Genomic DNA, 20877 nt, shown 5'->3' with positions numbered 1-20877 from the left:
TCGCCCGGGACCCTCGGGGTCCCGCCCGCCGTAGCCAGGAGAGAACCATGACCGAAGACGGTCCCCAGCGCATGACCGATGAAGAAGCCCAGGAATTCGCCACCGAGGTGTTCAACCTCGCCCGCACCGGCAATGCCGAGGTGCTGGCTCTGGTGCTGGAAAAGGGGCTGACGCCCAACCTGCGCAACCACAAGGGCGACAGCCTGCTGATGCTGGCCAGCTACCACGGCCACCTGGAGGCCAGCCGCGTGCTGCTGGAGCACCAGGCCGACCCGAATCTGGCCAACGACATGGGCCAGTCACCCCTGGCCGGCGCCGCCTTCAAGAACAACCTGCCCATGGCCGAACTGCTGCTGGACCAGGGCGCCGCTGTGGAAGGCGCCATGCCCGACGGCAAGACCGCGCTGATGATGGCGGCGATGTTCAATCACGTGCAGATGGTGGAGCTGCTCATCGCCCGCGGCGCCGACCCCAGGGCGCGCGACGCCGCCGGCAACACGGCGCTGAGCGTGGCCCGCGCCATGGGTGCCCAGGATACCCCCGCCGTACTGGAGCGCCTTGGCGGCGTCTGATCAGCGCTTCTGGTAGCGATAGAACAGATTGGGCTCGCTGACCACATAGAGGTTGCCGGCCCCATCCAGGGTGACCCCTTCCGGCTGGCGGATGCGCCGTGACAGGCCGCCGAAGGGAGCCACCAAGGAGCGGGTGTCCAGGGTGCGCCCCTGGTCGTCGAGTTCGATCAGCATCCGCGACTCGTCGCTGAGCAACAGCAGGTGACCGGTACGGCGATCGACATGGACCGCGGACAGATCGCCGGTGCTCGGCGCCTGGTCCAGCCAGGCCTGGCGGTCGATGATGCGCAGGGCGAAGTCGCCGTCGAAGCTCTTGAGCAGGCTGCGGATTTCATAGAGCTTGCGCGGTGAGTGCTCCTTGACCACGAACAACCGATCGCGGACGGCGTCGTAGTCCAGGCCTTCGAAGCCCTGGTTGGCGCGGGGGAAGAGATCCAGGGTCAGACTGCGGTAGTCGCTACGGCGCAGGACGTCATCTCCCTCGGGAATATCTACCAGGGTCAGGGCATTGGCGCCCTCTTCCGCCAACAGCAGGCGATCGTTGCCCAGGTAGGTCACGCCCTCTACATCGTCGAAGCCTTCCAGGCGATGCCGCTGCAGCAGGTCACCGTCCCGACTCAGGGCCAGGAGCTCCGGCGGATTGTTGACCACAGCCCAGAGTCGATCGCGCACCGGGTCGTAGCTGAGATCGGAGAGATTCTCGGTGACGCCGGCCACCGGCTTGGCTTCCACCGCGACGCGATAACGCCCCAGCTCCAGGGAAGTCCGGGGTTCGCTCTGCCACTGCTGGCCGAGCCAGAACAGCAGCTGGCTGTCCAGGTGGCTGCTGCGCAGGCCCTGGGTGAGCCCCAGCGCCAGCAGCAGGGCCAGGCCCAGCCGCCAACCATTCCGCCCAACCCTGATCCGTCGTACCCACGCCGTCATCGCCTTGCCCCGTCATCGTTGTACGGGGCGGAGTATCCAGGGCTGTCTTTATGGTTGTATGACAGTCCTAACGACGGGGCTGAACGGGGTTACCTTCCCAACGCGAGCGATCTGGCAGGGTTTCGCCCTTCATCACCAGCGACAGGGGCCCCAGTTCCACGTTGTCGCCGACCCGGGCGCCATAGAGCACCACGCTGCGCGGCCCCAGGTTGATGCCGGCACCCAGCTCCACCTCGCCGACCTTCATCACTCGGTCTTCGAACAGGTGGGTCTGGGGACCGGCCAGGGCGTTGAGTTCGCCGTGATCGCCCAGCCGCACGCAGTCGAACTCGGTGAGGTCGGTGGTATCCAGGTAGGTGCCCCGGCCCAGTCGGGCGCCGAGCAGGCGCAGTGCCAGGGGCAGCCAGGGCGTACCGCGCAGGGTGCCGAGCAGATTGGGCACGGCCAGGGTCTCGTAGAGGCTGGTGATAGCTTCGCTGCGCCAGACGAAAAAGGTCCACATGGGCGCCGAGCGCGGTCGATAGCGACCGACCACCAGCCACTTGAGGCCCAGCACCACCAGGAAACTGGCCAGGGCGAAAGCGCTGCCGGCCAGCAGGGTCTCGCCCAGCAGTTGCAGCCAGGCTCCGGCCTGCCACAGCGGTACCAGGGCTTCGGCGATGGCGCAGCCGGCGGCGACGGTGAAACCGGTGGGCAGCACGATGCGCAGGGCCTCGATCAGACCACGCGCCATCCGGCGCCAGGGTGCCGGGCGGAACGTCAGGCTTTCCGGGTAGCCGGTGAGGGTTTCCCGCGCCGGCAACCGCACCGCCGGCGAGCCGAGCCAGGTCTCGCCCTGGCGCAGGGGCACGCCTTCGTCGAGCCGACCGAGGACACCAATAAGGGCATCCTCGGGGATATGGCAGCCGTCGGCGACATAGGCGCCGTTGCCGACGAAACTGCGGCGGGCGATGGAGGTGCGCCTGAGGGTCATCCAGCCTTGGGCCACCTGTTCGTCGCCGAGCATCACGGCATCGGCGATAAAGGTCTCGGCGCCCAGTTCCAGCAACGAGGACACCGGGCCCTGGGCGGTGGATATCTCCGCATCACGGCCGACCCGGGCACCCAGCAGGCGATACCAGAGGGCCGAGTACACGGTGGCATAGAGGCCCTGCAGGCTTTGCAGCGCCGACTCCTGGATCAGGTTGGCCAGCCACTTGCGCCAGTAGAAGAGGCTGTCGACCGACCACTGGCCTTCGTCCAGGCGCGGCAGGATCAGCCGGCGCGCCAGGGCGCAGCCGAGCAGGGTCAGGGCGACGCTGACCACGCCCAGTGGCAGCGCCAGCACCCCATACTGCAGGGCGTCGAGGAGCAGCGAAGAGGTGTGCCACCAGGGCAACCCGCCCAGGTTTTCCAGTTCGTCGATCAGCAGCGCCAAGGGAAACAGCGGCATGAAGAACAGCACCGAGACCACCAGGCCGCTGAGGGCATAGAGGCCTTTGAGCAAGGTACGTTGAATGCAGGACACCGGGGTTGGCGGCAGGACGCGGGCACCGGCGGCACCCTGGTCGTGGGCCGGCGCGCCGCCCCAGTTGCGTCCGGCCGGGACGCGCTGACCGCTGCGCAAGGCAGACTGGGCCTGCAGGCGAGCGCCGTCACCAAGGGCGGTATCACCTTCGAGGATGGCATAGGAGCCGACCTGGGCCTCTTGGCCGAGGGTCACGGGGCCAAGCAGCAACTCGCCGCGCAGCACCCGGGCGTTCTCGAAGTTGACGCCATTGCCCAGGCTGGCGCCCTGCCCCAGGGTCAGCAGCTCGGGGACGCGCAAGGTCAGGGTGCCGACGAAGGCCTCGGCACCGACCTGGGCGCCCAGCAGCCGGAGCCAGCCACGAGCCAATGGCGAGCCGCTGAGCAGGTAGGCCGGCGCCAGGGCGAGAAAGCGTTCGCCCAGCCACCAGCGGAAGTAGGTCAGGCCCCACAGCGGATAACGACCGGGCTGCAGGCGCCCGGTCAGGCGCTTGCCTACCAGGGCCACGGCGAATTCCAGGCCGATGGCCAGAACGAACAGACTCAGGGCGGTCAGCATGGCCAGGGGCAGCGTGGTGCCGGAATGGATCAGCAGCGGGAAGGCCAGGAAAGGTGCCAACCAGCGTCCCAGGCGCAGGGTCAGGAGTGGCGGCAGAGCCGCCGCCTGGGCCAGCCCGCAACGCCAGCGGCGCCAGCGGCTGGGTGGGGCCCAGGCCTCGGTGGCCGTGGCCTGGCCAGCCTCGGCGGCATCCGCCTCCAGGGCGTCGGCAATGGCGCCCAGGGTGCGACCGGAATAGACCGCCTTGACCGTGGCGCTGGCATAGCGCGAGTCCTGACGCAGGCGCGAAACCAGTCGGGCGGCAAACAGCGAGTGACCGCCCAGGTCATCGAAGAAATCCATCTCGGCGTGCAGCGCTTGGCCGGGAAACAGTTCGGCGGTGGCCGCGAGAACGGCGCCCAGGGCGCCGCTGGCCGGAGCGACCGGCGCCACCACGGCAATGGCCAGCGGCCGGGTGCGCAACTGCTTGCGGTCGATCTTGCCGGAATTCAGTCGCGGCATCTCGCCGAGCCACTCGAAACGGCTGGGCACCATGTACAGCGGCAGGCAGCCGGCCAACTCGGTCCGCAACAGGTCGCTGCGCGGCACCGGGCCGCCATCACCGACCAGGAAGGCCACCAGTTGCTCGACGCCGGCCTCTTCGCGCAGCACCACTGCCACGGTCCCGACGCCGGGCTGCCTCGCCAGGGTGGCTTCGATCTCGCCCAGCTCGACCCGATAGCCGCGGATCTTCACCTGGTCGTCGACCCGCCCCAGGCAATGCACCTGGCCGTGTTCGTCGACCCGCGCCAGGTCGCCGGTGCGATAGAGCTTGAGGTCGTGACTGCCGGTGCTCCAGGGATTGGGCAGGAATTTCTCGGCGGTCAGTTCGGGACGCCCCAGATAGCCATCGGCGACACCCGGACCGGTGATGCAGAGTTCGCCCACCTGGTCGCGCGGCAGCAAGGTCAGCGGCTGGCTGGCATCGGCCGGCACCACCAGCAGGCTGTAGTTGGGCAGCGGGCGGCCGATGGTCACGGGTTCGCCCGCGTGCAGCTGCGCCAGACTGGCCGAGACGGTGGCCTCACTCGGACCATAGGTATTGAATAGTTGCCGCTGCGGCCGACTCCAGCGCGCCACCAGGGGCTCGGGGCACATCTCGCCGCCGAGGTTGATCAGCCTCAGGCTGGGGACGTCTTCCGGCAACAGCGCCAGCAGGGTCGGCACCACGTGCAACACGCTGATGCGATTGGCGGTCAGGGCGCGGGCCAGGGCCTCGGGGTCGGCGGTGATCTCCCGCGGCGCCAGCCAGAGGGTGGCGCCCACCAGGTAGCTGATCCAGATCTCCTCGAAGGACATGTCGAAGGCTACCGAGAAGCCCTGGTAGACCCGATCGCCGGCCTCGATGCCGAGCAGCGAATTCTCACTGCGCAAGAAGTGGCAGATGCTGTCCTGGCGGATGCCGATGCCTTTGGGTTTGCCGGTGGAGCCGGAGGTATAGATCAGGTAGGCCAGGTTGTCCGGGGAGACCTGGCCACGCCGGCGCAGGGTCTCGCCCTGGGCCAGGGCGACGCTCAGCTCGTCGGGGGTCCAGCAGCCAAGCCCGGGACGCGCCAGCAGATCGGCGAAGGGCGCTCCAGTGATGACACCGACCGCCTGGGCGTCCTCCAGGCAGAGGGCCACGCGGTCGGCCGGGGTCTCGGCATCGCAGGGCAGCCAGGCGGCGCCGGTCTTGGCGATGGCCAGTTGCATCACCAGCAACTCGATGCCGCGCGGCAGCCAGAGGCCGACCACGCGGCCAGGCCCGGCGCCAGCCGCCAGCAGCCGCGAGGCGGCGCGATCGGCCCAGGCGTCCAGCTCGCCGTAGCTCAGGCTGCGCTCGCCTTCGAGCAGGGCGGGCCGCTCCGGCGCCCGCGTCGCGGTGGCCTCGAACAGATCGGCGAGGACTTCATCGCGGCACAGGTCGGGGCGGATGGGGCCTTCGACCAGACTGAGGGAGAGTTCGGCAAGCGCTTCCATGGGGACAGCCTCTGGGTGTTTAGCGCAGTCTGTATTCCCTCGGTTATGCGCTCCTTAAGGGGCGCTTAGGGTTTGCTTAAGGCGGGTCGGACGTGGCGTATCACACGCAAGGAAGGCTCTGTAATGCGCCTTCAAGGCGACTTTCCATTGATCGGCGATGAGTGGCGGGTCGGTTGCGCGGACAAAAAAACGCCTCCCGGAGGAGGCGTTTCTGGTTACCACGCGGCGATCAACGCAGATCGAAACGGTCCAGCTCCATCACCTTGGTCCATACCTTGACGAAGTCCTTGACGAACTTCTCCTGGGCGTCGGCACTGCCATAGACCTCGCTCAGGGCACGCAGCTGGGCATGGGAACCGAACACCAGGTCGACCCGGGTACCGGTCCACTTCAGCTCGCCGCTCTGGCGATCACGACCTTCGAAGGTGGCCTTGTCCGGACCAGTAGCCTTCCATTCGGTGGCCATGTCCAACAGGTTGACGAAGAAGTCGTTGGTCAGGGTCTGCGGTCGCTGGGTGAAGACGCCATGCTTGGCACCGTTCACGTTGATGTCCAGCACGCGCAGGCCGCCCAGCAGTACCGTCAATTCGGGCGCGGTCAGGTTCAGCAGGTGCGCCTTGTCTACCAGCAGGAATTCCGGCTTGACCTTGAACTCCCCGCCCACATAGTTGCGGAAGCCATCGGCCCAGGGCTCCAGATGCCCGAAGGAGTGGACGTCGGTCTGCTCCTGGGAGGCATCCACGCGACCCGGGGTGAAGGGCACGCTGATCGAATGACCCGCCGCCTGGGCGGCCTTTTCCACCCCGACGCTACCGGCCAGCACGATCAGGTCGGCGATGGAGACCTGCTTGCCCTCCCCGTGGAAATCACGCTGGATGCCTTCCAGCACGCCCAGCACCTTGGCCAGTTGCGCCGGCTGGTTGACCTCCCAGTCCTTTTGCGGCGCCAGGCGCAGACGGCCACCGTTGGCCCCACCGCGCTTGTCGGAACCGCGGAAGGTGGAGGCAGCCGCCCAGGCGGTGCCGACCAGTTCGGACACGCTCAGGCCGGACGCGGCCAGCTTGTCCTTGAGCGCCTTGACCTCGGCCTCGCCCAGGGGCGCGCCTTCGGCCTTGGGCAGCGGGTCCTGCCACAGCAGTTCTTCGGTGGGGGTTTCCGGGCCCAGGTAGCGGGCCAGGGGCCCCATGTCCCTGTGGGTCAGCTTGAACCAGGCACGGGCGAAGGCGTCGGCCAGTTGGTCCGGGTTTTCCAGGAAGCGGCGGGAGATCTTTTCGTAGGCCGGATCGAAGCGCAGCGCCAGGTCCGAGGTGAGCATGGTCGGCTGGTGACGCTTGTTGGGATCATGGGCATCGGGCACGGCATTGGCGCCGGCGCCGTCCTTCGGTCGCCACTGGTGGGCACCGGCGGGACTCTTGAACAGCTCCCACTCGAACTTGAACATGTTCTCGAAGTACTCGTTGCTCCAGCGGGTGGGCGTGGAGGTCCAGGTCACTTCGAGGCCGCTGGTGATGGTATCGGCGCCCTTGCCGGTGCCATAGCTGTTCTTCCAGCCAAGGCCCTGCTGCTCCAGATCGGCCGCTTCCGGCTCGGCACCGACGCTGGTGGCGGGACCTGCGCCGTGGGTCTTGCCGAAGGCGTGACCGCCAGCGATGAGGGCGACGGTTTCCTCGTCGTTCATGGCCATGCGGCCAAAGGTCTCGCGGATGTCATGGGCCGAAGCCACCGGATCGGGGTTGCCCTCCGGGCCTTCCGGGTTCACGTAGATCAGACCCATCTGCACCGCGCCCAGGGGATTTTCCAGGGTGCGCTGAGGGTTATCGTTGCGACTGTGCTCCACCGGATGCTGCTCGGGCTGTGCGGTCAGCACACCGTCACCGGGCTGCTCCATCTTCTTGTGCGCGCCATAGCGCACGTCGCCACCCAGCCAGACGGTTTCCGAACCCCAGAACACCGCATCGTCCGGTTCCCAGACGTCCTGGCGACCGCCGGAGAAGCCGAAGGTCTTGAAGCCCATGGATTCCAGGGCGACGTTGCCGGTGAGGACGATGAGGTCGGCCCAGGAGATCTTGCGCCCGTACTTCTGCTTGACCGGCCAGATCAGCCGGCGTGCCTTGTCCAGGCTGACGTTGTCCGGCCAGCTGTTCAGGGGTGCGAAGCGCTGCTGGCCCTGACCGGCGCCGCCGCGGCCGTCACCGACCCGATAGGTACCGGCGCTGTGCCAGGCCATGCGCACGAACAGCGGACCATAGTGACCGAAGTCGGCCGGCCACCAGTCCTGGGAATCGGTCATCACGGCGCGCAGGTCAGCCTTCACCGCTTCCAGATCGAGGCTCTTGAATTCGGTGGCGTAGTCGAAGTCCTCGCCCATGGGATCGGACAGGGACGAGTGCTGGTGCAGGAAGTTGAGATTGAGCTGATTCGGCCACCAATCCTTGTTTGTGGTACCACCGCCGGCGGCATGATTGAACGGGCACTTGGATTCGGTCGACATCTTCTTGGCACCTCAGGGTCTTGTTCATCCGGTTGTCAGCCGCGACGAGATCGCGGCCTGTCACAGTGGTGGTTCCGGCCAGAGTGGCCTAGCGGCCCGACGGCCAGGCTGGCGTCGGCTGTGGCGGGAGCCCTACCACGGGCAAAACGGACGTTGCGGTCATTGTTATCCCCTCATCAGATGGGCACGCCGACGAAGCGGCGCAATCTCCATACTAGACGCCTTCCCTGCGCCGCGTGATAGAAGGTTTTGTGCTCGTCGATAGACTGGCTCTGCAAGATGACCTGCGGGTGACAGCGGCGTGATAGCCCGTTCCCAGCGATGGGAGCGGCGTGCAATGGCCCTGCAAAGATTTGCGGCCTGGCGTCAGGACTGCCGGGCCGCCGCGGTTGCCGGAGGAGCGTGCCTGGTAGCCGCCGCTACCGGTAGAAGAAGGTTCGCCAGGACGACCGCCCTGCCCCGGGCGGCCGTGGCGTTCGGCCTAGCCGGGGGCGAACAGCAGGTTGGGCGCGTGGCGTTCGTAGCCCTCTTCCGCCAGGCGTACGTCCAGCGCCAGGCTGGCAAGGTCCGCGGACAGGGGTTCGCTGCGAGCGTCGTAGTCGCGGTAGAGGTGCTTGAGGTAGGTCTTGCAGTGGGCGCAGGTCTCGGCGCGTAGCGGCGCCTTCTGGGCGTTGGCGTCGTCGGTGCTCAGGGAGTAGTAGCCCAGGCCCTTGCCAGTCTCGCAGTGGCTGCACTTGACCCGTACGAAGTGCCACTCGCAGGCGCACAGCGAGCAGGTGAGATACCTCAGGCCATTGGCCTTGCCCAGGTGATGGATGATGCCGGCCATGGGCGGCGCGCCGCAGCAGGGGCAGAGGGTCTGGCTGCCCTGTTCGCGCAGGGCACTGAAGTCACTGCGCTGCAGCCAGTGGGTCCAGGCTACCTGCAGGGCGGCGCCGAGGAAGGGCACCACGCCGGCGGGCACCAGCTCATAGCTGCCGGCCAGCAGGGCGATGGCCCAGGCCTTGCGCTGGCCGGCATCGGCCTGGCGCAAGGCGTCGAGGGCGGCCCGTACCGGCGCCTGCTCGACCGTGAAGGCCTCCAGCAGCGCATCCAGCGCGGGCAACCAGTCACCTTCGCGGACCAGGGTGTCGTAACCCAGGGGTGGCAGACCGTGCGCCAGGCTCTGGGCGCTGCGGGCCTCGTCCAATGGCAGGGGCGTGAGCTGGTCGAAGACCCCTTGCTGGGCCTCGCACAGGTCGGCCATCAGCAGCAGGTAGTCACTCAGCGCATTGCCAGTGGCCAGCAGTCGCAGGCGGTCGGCGCGATAGCCGAACAGCTCGCCACCAGGCAGGAGGATGAAATCGGGGTTGACGGCCGCGGCTTCGATTTCGCCGGGCTCGAGGATCTGGCCCGCCATGGCAGGGCTCCTTAGGAAAACGGTGGAAGATAGAGGATTCAGGATAGCGGGCGGGTCGGGATGTTGGGCTCTGCTGCCCTCACCCCAACCCTCTCCCGGAGGGAGAGGGGGTCAGATCGGTGCGCAGGAGAAATCCCGCGCTCCTAATCCGTAGGTTGGGTTGAGCGCAGCGAAGCCCAACAACAGGCTCACTTCTTCTCGCGGGTGACCTTCTCGTACCACAGCGAATGGTGCTTCTTGGCCCAGGCGCGACTGACCCAACCGGTCATCATCGCGGTCACCGAGCCCTTGATCCAGATCCCCGCATAGATGTGCACGATGATCGACAGCACCAGCACGAAGGCGGCGACGGCGTGGGCCAGGGCGCCCAGGCGGATCACCGGGATGGGGAACAGGTGGGCGAAGTACTGCCGCCAGATGACCACGCCGCTGACCAGCAGGATCAGCATGCAGGCCAGTAGCACCCAGAACAGGATTTTCTGCCCGGGGTTGTACTTGTCGATCGGCGGCAGCTTCTCCTCGCGGTTGTTCAGCACGTCGTTGATCTGCTTGAGCCACTGGGCGTCTTCGCGGCCGATCTTGTTGTGCCGCCAGAAGCGGATCACCAGAAAGGCGAAGAACAGGAACATCGCCACACCCATGAAGGGATGCAGGATGCGCGTCCAGGTGCCGCCGCCGAACAGGCTCGACAACGGAAACAGCGCGGGGTGGAACAGCGCCAGTCCCGACAGCCCGGCCATGAAGAACAGGATCGCCACGATCCAGTGGTTGGTCCGCTCGTTGGCGTTGTAACGCTGGATTTCAGGTTTCATCTCGATCTCCCAGGACGCCCCCGGCTAACCGGGGGCGTACACCTGCTAGGGCTGCTTGTCGTGCGGATCGAAGATCTGCACGGACGGACTCAGCTGCTTAACCTCGCCCTTGGGCGCATCGCCCTCGTGACGGGGCGGCGCCTCGACCACTTCGTCGTCGTCATCGGTCCGGTTGGGACCGACGCGCACGTAGTGGAAGAACCCGGCCAGCACCGCCGCGCCCATGGCGAACAGCGCCAGGGGTTTGGTGAAGCCCTTCCACAGCCCCACGGTGGGGCTGATGGTCGGATCCTTGGGCAGGTGGTTGTACAGCTGCGGCTGGTCGGCATGGTGCAGCACGTACATGACGTGGGTGCCCCCTACCCCAACCGGGTCGTACAGACCGGCGTTCTCGTAGCCGCGGCTCTTGAGATCGACGATGCGCTCGGCGGCATGCTCCTTCATCTCGTCCTTGGTGCCGAACACGATGGCGCCGGTCGGGCAGGTCTTGACGCAGGCGGGCTCCAGGCCGACCCCGACCCGGTCCGAGCAGAGGGAGCACTTGTAGGCCTTGTTGTCCTTCTTCGAGATCCGCGGGATGTCGAAGGGGCAACCGGCGATGCAGTAGCCGCACCCGATGCAGTGGTCCTGGTTGAAGTCGACGATGCCGTTGGCGTACTTCACGATGGCCCCCGGACTCGGACAGGCCTTCAGGCAGCCCGGCTCGGCGCAGTGCATGCAGCCGTCCTTGCGGATCAGCCACTCCAGCTTGCCGGCCTCGTCCTCGTGCTCGGTGAAACGCATCAGCGTCCAGGAGTCCGCGGTGAGGTCCGCCGGGTTGTCATAGGTGCCGTGGGTATGGCCCACCTCGTCGCGCAGCTCGTTCCATTCCGAACAGGCGACCTGGCAGGCCTTGCAGCCGATGCACTTGGACACATCGATCAGCTTGGCCACTTCCGCCTGATTGCGCACGGACGGATAAGCCGTAGTCGTCGCGGAGCGGGCGTAGATATCTTGGCTTGCCATCACGCTTTCTCCACGTTGACCAGGAACGACTTGAACTCGGGCGTCTGGGTGTTCCCGTCACCCACGAAGGGAGTCAGGGTGTTGGCCAGATAACCCATCCGCGCCACGCCGGAGAAGCCCCAGTGGATGGGGATGCCGACATGGTGCACCGTCTCGCCATTGACCTGCAGCGGACGGATCCGCTTGGTCACCACCGCCTTGCAGACGATGTGGCCGCGCTTGGAGCTGACCCGTACGAGATCACCCGCGGCGATGCCCTTCTGCTTGGCCAGCACCTCGCCGATCTCGACGAACTGCTCGGGCTGGATGATGGCGTTGAGGCGGCAGTGCTTGCTCCAGTAGTGGAAGTGCTCGGTCAGGCGGTAGGTGGTGGCCGCATAGGGGAAGTCCTTGCGATCGCCGAAGTCTGCCCAGTCGTCCTTGAACACCCGCGCCGCCGGGCTGTTCAGCGCCTTGCGGTTGTTGGGGTGCAGCGGGTTGACGCCGATGGGCGTTTCGAACGGCTCGTAGTGCTCCGGGAAGGGCCCCTCGGCCATCTTGTCCAGCGAGAAGAAGCGCGCTACCCCTTCCGGGTTCATGATGAACGGACTCATCCCGTCGCCAGGCTTGCCGTCGATCTTGAAGTCCGGCACGTCGGTACCGCCCCACTTCTGCGCCTTGTCGTTCCACCAGACCAGCTTCTTGCTCGGGTCCCACGGCTTGCCGCTAAGATCCGAGGAGGCACGGTTGTAGAGAATGCGGCGGTTGTTCGGCCACGACCAGGCCCAGCCCAGGGTCTGCCCCATATGGAACGGATCGCTGTTGTCGCGCCGCGCCATCTGGTTGCCCTGCTCGGTCCAGGCGCCGCAATAGATCCAGCAGCCCGAGGCGGTACTGCCGTCGTCCATCAACTGGCCGAAACCGGCAAGTTGCTGGCCAGCCTTGGCCGAAACGGCGCCCTTGGCATCGAGCACGTCGGTCACAGCGTAGCCGTTGAACTCCTTGGCCAACTCCTCCGCCGAAGGCTCTCCTGGTTTGGCATAGGGCCAGGAAAGGCCCAGGATTGGATCAGGAAAGGCACCGCCGTCCTGGCGATAGGCCTCGCGCAATCTGAGGAACAGTTCGGACATGATGACGATGTCGCTTCGGCCCTCGGCAGGCGCTTCGGCACCCTTGAAGTGCCACTGCAGCCAGCGGCTGGAGTTCACCAGGGAGCCGTCTTCCTCGGCGAAGCAGGTGGTGGGCAGGCGGAACACCTCGGTCTGGATTTCCGCGGTATTCACATCGTTGTGATCGCCGTGGTTGCGCCAGAACTCGGAGGTCTCGGTGGCCAGCGGATCCATGATCACCAGCCACTTGAGCTTGGACAGCCCGCGCATCACCTTGGCCTTGTTGGGGAAGGCGGCGATGGGGTTGAAACCCTGGCAGAAATAGCCGTTGACCTGACCCTTGCCCATCATGTCGAAGTAGCGCAGCACATCGTAGCCAGCACCCGTGACATCGACCTTGGGCAACCAGTGGTAGCACCAGTCGTTGTCCTTGGTGGCATTGTCGCCGTACCACGCCTTCATCAAGCTGACGTGAAACTTGCCGTAGTTCTGCCAGTAGCTCATCTGTCCCGGGCGCAACGGCTTGCTGGCGCGTCGGTCGATGAAGGCGTGGTAGTCCTGCTCGCCGTCGGCGCCGATGGTCAGGTAGCCCGGCAGCTGGATCGACAAGAGACCCAGGTCGGTAAGGCCTTGGATGTTGGAGTGACCGCGCAGGGCGTTCATCCCGCCACCGGGCATACCGATGTTGCCAAGCAGCAGCTGCACCATGGCGCCGGCACGAATGATCTGGGCGCCAATGGAGTGCTGAGTCCAACCTAGGGCATAGAGGATGGTCATCGTGCGACCGGGCGCCGACGTCTCGGCAATCTCGGCCCAGACCTTCTGGATCGCCTCAACGGGCGTACCACATACCTGACTGGCCACTTCCAGGGTGTAGCGGCTGTAGTGCTGCTTCATCAACTGGAAGACGCAACGCGGGTGCTCAAGCGTTGCATCGATCTTGACGAAGCCGTCGTCGCCGATCTCGTAGCCCCATTGAGTCTTGTCGGTATAGGTACGTTTTTCAGCGTCGTAGCCGGTATACAGGCCGTCTTCGAAGGAGAAGCCTTCCTTCACGATAAAGCCTACGTCGGTGTAGTTACGGACGTATTCGTGCTGGATCTTGTCGTGAGTGATCAGGTAATTGATCAACCCGCCCAGGAAGGCAATGTCGCTGCCGGTCCGGATGGGGGCGTAGTAGTCCGCAACCGAGGCAGAACGGGTATAGCGCGGATCGACCACGATTAGCCGGGCGTTGTTGTGCGCCTTGGCCTCGGTGACCCACTTGAAACCACACGGGTGCGCTTCAGCGGCATTGCCGCCCATGATCAAGACGAGGTTAGCGTTCTTGATGTCGCTCCAGTGATTTGTCATGGCGCCACGGCCAAACGTCGGGGCAAGACCTGCCACCGTCGGGCCGTGTCAGACGCGCGCTTGGTTATCGAAGGCCAACAGGCCCAGATTCCGCGCGATCTTGTGCGTCAAATAACCGGTTTCATTGGAGGACGCCGAGGCGGCCAGGAAGCCCGTGGTCAGCCAGCGATTGACCGTCTGGCCCTTGTCGTTGGTGGCGATGAAGTTGGCATCGCGGTCTTCCTTCATCAGGGTAGCGATGCGGTCGAGCGCCTCGTCCCAGCTGATGCGGGTCCACTCGTTGCTGCCAGGCTTGCGCACCTCGGGATACTTGAGGCGATTGGGGCTGTGGATGAAATCCAGCAGGCCGGCGCCTTTCGGGCAGAGGGTGCCACGGTTGACCGGATGGTCGGCGTCGCCCTCGATGTGAATGATGTTCTGGGCCACGTTCTTGGCCCGGTCACCCATGCTGTACATGATCAGGCCGCAGCCGACCGAGCAGTAGGGACAGGTGTTGCGGGTTTCCACGGTGTGCGCCAGTTTGAAATGGCGCACCTGGTCGGCAAAGGCGGCTGTGGGAGCCATGCCTAACGCCGCCAGGCTGGATCCCGCAAGGCCGACTCCAGCGACCTTGAAGAATTGCCGACGGTTCATATCCACGTTTTCTTGTCCTCGTTCAGGCTAGGCCTGGTGCATAGCCAGGCCCTGAGGCAAGAGTAACTCAATCGTTTGGCTTATTGAGCGCTCCGCCCTTGTCGCCGATCAATGGAAGTCATCCTTTTGTCCCCTAACCCGACGCTGCCTGACGAATGGCCTTGGCCTCCCGTTCAGCCGGCGCGCTGTCTGCCTGCAGGAGATTGTCGCCCCGTTCCAGTAGCCGTTCGCCAACCAGTCGCGAGCCGCTGACATTGAGGTGGTTGCCGTCCTGATACAGCGGCGTTCCGTCCAGCGCGGAATGGCGGCGCTGGGCATCGCAGGTGATCGCCTCGGGATCCAGGGTCACCCGTTACGGATAGTGCGGCTTGAGGTCGTCGAGCATCAGGAGGAAAGGCTCCTGGCGCCGCACCACGTCTTCCCGCTCGATAGAGCAGTCGTTGGCGGTATGGAACAGCCTGTTCTTGACCAGGCAGGTGTCGCGTTCGGCGCCGATCTCGGGGATGCCGGCAAGATCACTGGCGTGGCGCCACTCTGGATGAGCGGGGCGCGCCAGGAATGCCGAGACAGCCCTGGCAAGCAGGCGGCACGGTAACCGCTGCAAGGTTGGCTGCGCACCCGGTCGCGCAACGCGTCTTCAAGCCCTGGATCGAACAGAGGCTACCGGAACAATATACTTATAATTCAATAGCTTGAACGATCTGACTGATGGCGATTTGCTGCCAACGAAACGGTCACCAATCTCGCTGATTCGGCAGTATCGGCAAGTCATGCTAAGCTCGCTAACTTTCCTCGCGATACCTACGGACCCTCCGCCATGTCCAATCGCCTGCCGACGCCGCCATAGTCGAGCGCGCTACCATCCTGCCTGGTAGCCGCGCCTGCGGCGCGTGACCTTTCCGTTCCGCCCTGTGGTTTCTCCGCGACCGTACCCCTCGTGCCGTCGCCTGTTCTGGATACGCCATGAAAAGTGTTTCTCCCCGCGCCGACATCCTGGCCGGTCTCACCACGTCCTTCGCGCTGGTGCCCGAGTGCATCGCGTTCGCCCTGGTCGCCCATCTCAATCCGCTGATGGGGCTCTATGGCGCCTTCTTCATCTGCACCCTCACCGCGCTCTTCGGTGGACGGCCCGGCATGATCTCCGGCGCCGCCGGCTCCATGGCGGTGGTGATCGTCGCCTTGGTGGTCCAGCACGGCGTGCAGTACCTGCTGGCCACGGTGGTGCTGGGCGGCCTGCTGATGATCGCCTTCGGCCTGCTGCGTCTGGGCAAGCTGATCCGCATGGTGCCGCACCCGGTCATGCTGGGCTTCGTCAACGGCCTGGCCATCGTCATCGCCCTGGCCCAGCTGGAACACTTCAAGCAGGGCGACACCTGGCTCAGCGGCGCCCCGCTGTATCTGATGATCGGCCTGACCCTGGCGACCATGGCCATCATCTGGCTCCTGCCGCGCCTGACCCGTGCCGTGCCGCCAGCGCTGGCGGCCATCCTTGGCGTGGGGCTGGCGGTGTATTTCCTCGACCTGCCGACCCGCACCCTGGGCGACATGGCCCACATCGCCGGCGGGTTGCCGCAGCTGGCCCTGCCCGACATCCCCTGGACGCTCGAAACGCTGCAGATCATCCTGCCCTATGCGGTGCTGATGGCCCTGGTCGGTCTCCTGGAAACCCTGCTGACGCTGAATCTCACCGACGAGATCACCGAGAGCCGCGGCTTGCCCAATCGTGAGTGCGTAGCCCTCGGCGCGGCCAATATGGCATCCGGCCTGTTCGGCGGCATGGGCGGCTGCGCCATGATCGGCCAGACCATGATCAACCTGAGTTCGGGCGGCCGCGGCAGGCTATCGGGTCTGGTCGCGGGGATCCTGATGCTGCTCTTCGTGCTGTTCCTGTCGCCGCTGATCGAGCGCATTCCGCTGGCGGCGCTGGTCGGCACCATGTTCGTGGTCGCCCAGCAGACCTTTGCCTGGGCCTCGTTGCGCGTACTGCACCGGGTGCCGCGCAGCGACACCCTGATGATCATCGCCGTCACCGTGATCACGGTGTTCGCCGACCTCGCCACCGCGGTGCTCTGCGGCATCGTCCTGGCCGCGCTCAACTTCGCCTGGCAGCACGCCCGACGCCTCTATGCCGACAGCCATCTGGAAGCCGATGGCAGCAGGAAGTACCAGGTGCACGGGACCCTGTTCTTCGCTTCCACCGCCACCTTTCTCAACCAGTTCGATCCGGCCGGCGATCCGCCCAAGGTGGTGGTGGACTGCAGCCACCTGAGCTTCGTCGATTACTCCGCCGTGGCGGCACTGCGTACCCTGCACGAGCGCTATGCCAAGGCCGGCAAGCGGGTGCGCGTATTGCACCTGTCCGCTCGCTGCAAGCAGCTGCTGCGTCGTGGCGGCGTGACGGACGACCTCGCCCTCGGCGATTGAACCCCTGACGGCGCCTTCGGGTCTCTCCCAGCAATGTCCTGCTTTCGGAGACCCGCGGCCATGTCCAAGATCCTCGCCTGCCTCGACGGCTCCGCCGTGAGCGCCGCCGTCTGCGACTTCGCCGCCTGGGCCGGGATCGCCCTGGACGTCCCGATCACCCTGCTCCACGTCCTGGATCAGCGCCGCTTTCCCCGCCCCGGCAACGGCGTCCCGGCGCCCCTGCTGGGCAATCGCGAGCAACTGCTCACCGACCTTGCGGCCCTCGACGTCCGGCGCGGCGATCTGGCGGAAGATCAAGGCCGGCTATTGCTCGACGCCGCCCAGCTGCGGGTGGAAGAGCAGCGGGCGCGTTGCGCTGGCGCCGTATTGCAGCATGGCGATCTGATGACTTCGCTGGAGAGTCTGCAGGAGGACTTCGACCTCATCGTGCTGGGTCGCCAGGGCGAGGACAGTCCACCCAAGCGACTGATCGGCCGCCATCTGGAAAGTGCCATCCGCCTCCTGCATCGCCCCCTGCTGGTAGCCGGCCACCTGTTCGTCAAACCCAGCGGCGTGCTGCTGGCCTATGACGACAGCAGCAGCGCCCGCAAGGCAGTGACCTGGGTGGCCAACTGCAGCCTGTTCGATGGCCTCGTCTGCCACCTGGTAACCGTCGGCCGCGACCGCGAAGAGCGCCGTGCTGCCCTCACCCGTGCCGCCGACGAACTCCAGGCCCAGGGCCGTCAGGTCATCACCGCCATCACCGATGGCGACGTGGAACTGGGCCTGGAGCGCTATCGCAAGCAGCACGGCCTGGAGCTGGTGGTGATGGGCGCATTCGGCCACTCCCGCCTGCGCCACTTCTTCATGGGCAGCAACACCCGCAACATGCTGGAGACCGCTGGCAGCGCGCTGATCGTGGTGCGTTAAAGCCGGATCGACCACACCCTAGAAATCCACCCGCCCGCGATTGGCCTTGACGCCGCTGCGGCGGGACTTGCCCTCCAGGCGGCGCTGCTTGGAACCGTAGGTGGGCTTCGTCGGGCGACGTGGCTTTTCCGGAACGTTGGCCGCAGCGATCAGCGCGGCCAGGCGTTCCAGGGCGTCGGCCCGGTTCTGTTCCTGGGTGCGGTACTGCTGTGCCTTGATCACCACCACGCCCTCGCGACTGATGCGCTGGTCGCGCAGACCCAGCAGGCGCTCCTTGAGCGCTTCCGGCAGCGAAGAGGCCTGGATGTCGAATCTCAGGTGGACGGCGCTGGAAACCTTGTTGACGTTCTGGCCGCCCGCGCCCTGGGCACGTACCGCCACGAGCTGGACTTCCTGCTCCGGCAGCGTCAGGCGCTCATCGATGACCAGGCTCACGCTGGGTGCGCGCCGCGGATCAGCCAGGCGTCCAGCAACGGCTCCAGCTCTTCCAGCGGCTGGTAGCCGTTGGTGATCAGAGCCAGTTGGCCCGCACGCTCGGCCAGCAGGGTCGGGAAGCCGGCGATACCCAGATTCAGGGCCCAGTCGAAATCCGCCTGAGTGGCCTGGTGCGCGGGTTCGCCATCGAACAACGGAGCGAACTCGATGCGCGGCAGGCCACAGGCCTCGGCCAGCTCCACTAGCAGCGCCGGCTGGGTGACGTCGCGAGCCTCGACATAGAAGGCCTGCTGGATGCGTTTGGCCAGCGGCCAGACCGCGTCTTCATCAAGCTGGCGGACGGCGACCAGAGCGCGGCACGCCGGCTCGGTGTCGTACACCAGGCCTTCCGGCGGGCCCTGGTCCAGGGCGAAGGGCTGGCCGGTGGTCTCCTGTACCGCCTGCCAGTAGGCCAGGGTGCGCACCCGGCTGGCGGTGTCCTGGGCCGCCCGCTCGCGACGCAGACCGCCGACCACCAGGCGCAGGGAGATGCCCTGGGCAGCCGCCCGCTCGGCCAGGCGCTCCACCACCGGGGCGAAGCCCCAGCACCAGGAGCACATGGGGTCCATCACATAGAGCAGGCGACCGGGCATCCTAGACCTCCTCTAAGCTGGGCGTGGCGTTCAACCGCGGATCGCGGCCGATGGGATGGGGTTCGTTACGCAGGCGGGCCAGTTCGATCTGCTTTTGCCGCTCGCGGGCACCGGCACGGGTCTTTTCCGAGAGCGAATCCCAGCAGTGCGGGCAACTGATGCCGGGGCTGTAGTGCGGCGACTGCATGTCCTCGGGCGAAACCGGATGGCGACAGGCGTGGCACTGGTCGTAGACCCCTTCGGCCAGCTCGTGGGTCACGGTCACGCGGTTGTCGAAGACGAAGCACTCGCCCTCCCAACGCGACTCGGCCGCCGGGACTTCTTCGAGGTACTTGAGGATGCCGCCCTTGAGGTGGAAGACCTCGGGAAAGCCCTCCTGCAGCATGAAGCTGGAGGCCTTCTCGCAGCGGATGCCACCGGTGCAGAACATGGCGACCTTCTTGTGCCGGGCCGGATCGAAGTGCTCGCGGATATAGGCTGGGAAATCGCGGAAACTCTTGGTCTTGGGGTCGATGGCGCCCCTGAAGCTGCCGATGTCCACCTCGTAGTCGTTGCGGGTGTCGATCACCAGTACCTCGGGATCGTCGACCAGGGCGTTCCAGTCCTGGGGTTCGACATAGGTGCCCACGCGCTGGTTGGGATCGACGCCGGGCACGCCCAGGGTGACGATCTCCTTTTTCAGCTTGACCTTGGTGCGATAGAAGGGCTGCTCGGCGCAGTAGGATTCCTTGTGGTCGATGTCGACCAGACGCGCATCGGCGCGCAGCCAGGCGAGCACGGCGTCGATGCCTTCGCGGCTGCCGGAGACGGTGCCGTTGATGCCTTCCTCGGCCAGCAGCAGGGTGCCCTTGACGTCGTTCACCAGCAGGGTCTGCAGCAGGGGTTCACGCAATTGGACGTAGTCGTCCAGGGTGACGAACTTGTACAAGGCCGCCACGACAATCTTGTCGGTCATCTTCGGGTTCCCAGAGGTCGCCCTCGCAAAGGGCGGACCGGTTAGACGAAAACGCCGGCAAGGATGCCGGCGCCGGTCAAATTTTAACCAATTAGCAGGGCACCGAACAATGGCGCCCTGAACTCAACCCGCCAGGTCGTGCTTGCTGCCGCCACGGCAGGTGGGCGAATCCGGCGCCTGACCCCGGGCCGCCCACTCCTCCGGGGTATAGGTGTGCAGCGCCAGCGCATGGAACTGGCCCATGAGCTCGCCCAGGGTGCCGTAGACCTTCTGGTGGCGCTTCACCGAGTTGAGGCCGGCGAAGTGTTCGCTGACCACCACCGCCTTGTAGTGGGTCTCCTGGCCGCGACTGTGCATGTGGCTTTCGTCCTGCACCTCCAGGTACTCGGGTTGCAACAGGCCCAGGCTGGACTGGATACGTTCGCGCATGCTCATGGGGATACCTCGACTGTGAGAACCGTCATTCTAGCGAGCCTGGGCGCCGCCCGGAAACGACAAAGCCCGGAACGGGTCCGGGCTTTGCGGCAAGGCTGAATCAGCGCTTGGCGGGCGGGGTGGCGTTGCCGGCCCCGGCCGGCGGCTTGACGCCCAGCTCCTTGTCCATCTCGGCGAGGATGCCATTGACCTTGGGCACCGCCTGCTCCAGCTTGGCCTGGGTCATCTGCGCGGACTGGGCCGACAGGCGCGGCAGCGTGGCGATCATCTTCTTGCCCAGATCCGACTGGTAGAACTTGATCAGGCCTTCCAGCTCGTCTTCGGTGAAGTTGTCGGTGTACAGCTTGACCATCTCGGGCTTGATCTTTTCCCAGCCGATGGTGCTGTCCAGCGCCTGATTGGCGCGGGCGGTATAGCTTTCCAGCACGGCCTTCTTGGCCGGCGCCTTGGCCTGCTCGAAGTGCTGGGCGAAGAGCTGCTGTACCTGGGCGTAGACCGGCGTGGTCAGCTTGTCGGCGTTGGCCAGCTTGAGAAAGCGCTCTGCGTCGGCTGCGTGGCTTTTGGCGTCGGCCAGGGCCAGACCACTCGCGCTGGACAGCAGGACGAGGGCACCGAGCGTACGGAGAGTCTTTTTCATGGGCGTCCTTGGGGATGCGAAAAATGGACGGGAAGTCTGGCAGAGATGGGCTGAATGCCAGCTGAACTGCTCACGACACCTCGCACAATTGAGAATACTTCCCATTTGGG

The 20877-nt window shown here is 65.8% G+C and carries 17 protein-coding genes; 3 read left to right on the top strand and 14 right to left on the bottom strand.

Annotated elements, in window-relative coordinates; translation table 11 throughout:
- The first annotated feature begins 47 nt into the window (after positions 1–47).
- Positions 48–572: an ankyrin repeat domain-containing protein gene (locus tag ACUCV0_RS05775; protein WP_323150081.1), complete on the top strand. Its 525-nt coding sequence runs from the start codon at positions 48–50 to the stop codon at positions 570–572.
- On the opposite strand, the gene ACUCV0_RS05770 is transcribed toward ACUCV0_RS05775, so the two are convergent.
- The 9 genes from ACUCV0_RS05770 to ACUCV0_RS05730 form a co-directional block, all read right to left on the bottom strand.
- Entirely contained in the window at positions 573–1496 is a 924-nt protein-coding gene (locus tag ACUCV0_RS05770; protein WP_482212283.1) for an SdiA-regulated domain-containing protein, read from the bottom strand.
- A 67-nt stretch (positions 1497–1563) separates the two neighbouring features.
- Complete coding sequence (locus ACUCV0_RS05765; RefSeq protein WP_482212282.1) at positions 1564–5559, bottom strand: Pls/PosA family non-ribosomal peptide synthetase; 3996 nt, start codon at positions 5557–5559, stop codon at positions 1564–1566.
- 229 nt (positions 5560–5788) lie between these two features.
- Positions 5789–8050, bottom strand: a complete 2262-nt coding sequence (katG, locus tag ACUCV0_RS05760; protein ID WP_482212281.1) for a catalase/peroxidase HPI — start codon at positions 8048–8050, stop codon at positions 5789–5791.
- A 481-nt stretch (positions 8051–8531) separates the two neighbouring features.
- A complete protein-coding gene (gene fdhE, locus ACUCV0_RS05755; RefSeq protein ID WP_482212280.1) occupies positions 8532–9449 on the bottom strand; it encodes a formate dehydrogenase accessory protein FdhE in 918 nt (305 codons plus the stop codon).
- 188 nt (positions 9450–9637) lie between these two features.
- Positions 9638–10261: a formate dehydrogenase subunit gamma gene (locus tag ACUCV0_RS05750; RefSeq protein WP_059315878.1), complete on the bottom strand. Its 624-nt coding sequence runs from the start codon at positions 10259–10261 to the stop codon at positions 9638–9640.
- Positions 10262–10306: 45 nt separating this feature from the next.
- Positions 10307–11266, bottom strand: a complete 960-nt coding sequence (gene fdxH / locus ACUCV0_RS05745; protein WP_160923247.1) for a formate dehydrogenase subunit beta — start codon at positions 11264–11266, stop codon at positions 10307–10309.
- Complete coding sequence (gene fdnG, locus ACUCV0_RS05740; RefSeq protein ID WP_323149531.1) at positions 11266–14346, bottom strand: formate dehydrogenase-N subunit alpha; 3081 nt, start codon at positions 14344–14346, stop codon at positions 11266–11268. Before fdnG ends, fdxH begins: the two co-directional genes overlap by 1 nt.
- A gap of 127 nt (positions 14347–14473) precedes the next feature.
- Positions 14474–14689 carry an SGNH hydrolase domain-containing protein gene (locus tag ACUCV0_RS05735; protein ID WP_059315882.1) on the bottom strand — a complete coding sequence of 72 codons (216 nt, stop codon included), beginning with the start codon at positions 14687–14689 and terminating at the stop codon, positions 14474–14476.
- A 3-nt stretch (positions 14690–14692) separates the two neighbouring features.
- Positions 14693–14944: a hypothetical protein gene (locus ACUCV0_RS05730; protein ID WP_482212279.1), complete on the bottom strand. Its 252-nt coding sequence runs from the start codon at positions 14942–14944 to the stop codon at positions 14693–14695.
- 359 nt (positions 14945–15303) lie between these two features.
- On the opposite strand from ACUCV0_RS05730, the gene ACUCV0_RS05725 reads away from it, so the two are divergent.
- Together ACUCV0_RS05725 and ACUCV0_RS05720 are read left to right on the top strand one after the other, a co-directional pair.
- Complete coding sequence (locus ACUCV0_RS05725) at positions 15304–16764, top strand: SulP family inorganic anion transporter (protein ID WP_482212278.1); 1461 nt, start codon at positions 15304–15306, stop codon at positions 16762–16764.
- A gap of 60 nt (positions 16765–16824) precedes the next feature.
- A complete protein-coding gene (locus ACUCV0_RS05720; protein ID WP_313649406.1) occupies positions 16825–17673 on the top strand; it encodes a universal stress protein in 849 nt (282 codons plus the stop codon).
- Positions 17674–17691: 18 nt separating this feature from the next.
- Here ACUCV0_RS05720 and arfB read toward each other — a convergent pair whose 3' ends face one another.
- The 5 genes from arfB to ACUCV0_RS05695 all read right to left on the bottom strand — a co-directional run bounded on the left by arfB (position 17692) and on the right by ACUCV0_RS05695 (position 20767).
- Entirely contained in the window at positions 17692–18108 is a 417-nt protein-coding gene (gene arfB, locus ACUCV0_RS05715; RefSeq protein ID WP_323149527.1) for an alternative ribosome rescue aminoacyl-tRNA hydrolase ArfB, read from the bottom strand.
- Positions 18105–18740 carry a DsbA family protein gene (locus tag ACUCV0_RS05710; RefSeq protein ID WP_482212277.1) on the bottom strand — a complete coding sequence of 212 codons (636 nt, stop codon included), beginning with the start codon at positions 18738–18740 and terminating at the stop codon, positions 18105–18107. The genes arfB and ACUCV0_RS05710 overlap by 4 nt, the downstream gene beginning before the upstream one ends.
- A 1-nt stretch (position 18741) precedes the next feature.
- Positions 18742–19695, bottom strand: coding sequence for an oxygen-dependent tRNA uridine(34) hydroxylase TrhO (trhO, locus tag ACUCV0_RS05705; protein ID WP_323149525.1), 954 nt, complete (start codon positions 19693–19695; stop codon positions 18742–18744).
- Positions 19696–19818: 123 nt separating this feature from the next.
- Positions 19819–20130: a BolA family protein gene (locus ACUCV0_RS05700; protein ID WP_271655720.1), complete on the bottom strand. Its 312-nt coding sequence runs from the start codon at positions 20128–20130 to the stop codon at positions 19819–19821.
- 100 nt (positions 20131–20230) lie between these two features.
- Positions 20231–20767: a DUF2059 domain-containing protein gene (locus ACUCV0_RS05695; protein ID WP_059315889.1), complete on the bottom strand. Its 537-nt coding sequence runs from the start codon at positions 20765–20767 to the stop codon at positions 20231–20233.
- Between the last annotated feature and the right edge of the window lie 110 nt (positions 20768–20877).

This window comes from Pseudomonas sp. VMV1 (assembly GCF_056790235.1).
Note: the sequence above shows the minus strand (reverse complement) of the source record. Positions and strands in the feature narration are given on the sequence as shown.

Bases quoted from the DNA above. Each gene is read 5' to 3' on its own strand.
- ACUCV0_RS05725 (WP_482212278.1), top strand. From the start codon at position 15,304: ATGAAAAGTGTTTCTCCCCGCGCCGACATCCTGGCCGGTCTCACCACG.
- fdxH (WP_160923247.1), bottom strand. From the start codon at position 11,266: ATGGCAAGCCAAGATATCTACGCCCGCTCCGCGACGACTACGGCTTAT.
- trhO (WP_323149525.1), bottom strand. From the start codon at position 19,695: ATGACCGACAAGATTGTCGTGGCGGCCTTGTACAAGTTCGTCACCCTG.
- ACUCV0_RS05765 (WP_482212282.1), bottom strand. From the start codon at position 5,559: ATGGAAGCGCTTGCCGAACTCTCCCTCAGTCTGGTCGAAGGCCCCATC.
- ACUCV0_RS05720 (WP_313649406.1), top strand. From the start codon at position 16,825: ATGTCCAAGATCCTCGCCTGCCTCGACGGCTCCGCCGTGAGCGCCGCC.
- ACUCV0_RS05750 (WP_059315878.1), bottom strand. From the start codon at position 10,261: ATGAAACCTGAAATCCAGCGTTACAACGCCAACGAGCGGACCAACCAC.
- katG (WP_482212281.1), bottom strand. From the start codon at position 8,050: ATGTCGACCGAATCCAAGTGCCCGTTCAATCATGCCGCCGGCGGTGGT.
- fdhE (WP_482212280.1), bottom strand. From the start codon at position 9,449: ATGGCGGGCCAGATCCTCGAGCCCGGCGAAATCGAAGCCGCGGCCGTC.
- ACUCV0_RS05770 (WP_482212283.1), bottom strand. From the start codon at position 1,496: ATGACGGCGTGGGTACGACGGATCAGGGTTGGGCGGAATGGTTGGCGG.
- ACUCV0_RS05710 (WP_482212277.1), bottom strand. From the start codon at position 18,740: ATGCCCGGTCGCCTGCTCTATGTGATGGACCCCATGTGCTCCTGGTGC.
- ACUCV0_RS05695 (WP_059315889.1), bottom strand. From the start codon at position 20,767: ATGAAAAAGACTCTCCGTACGCTCGGTGCCCTCGTCCTGCTGTCCAGC.
- ACUCV0_RS05775 (WP_323150081.1), top strand. From the start codon at position 48: ATGACCGAAGACGGTCCCCAGCGCATGACCGATGAAGAAGCCCAGGAA.
- ACUCV0_RS05700 (WP_271655720.1), bottom strand. From the start codon at position 20,130: ATGAGCATGCGCGAACGTATCCAGTCCAGCCTGGGCCTGTTGCAACCC.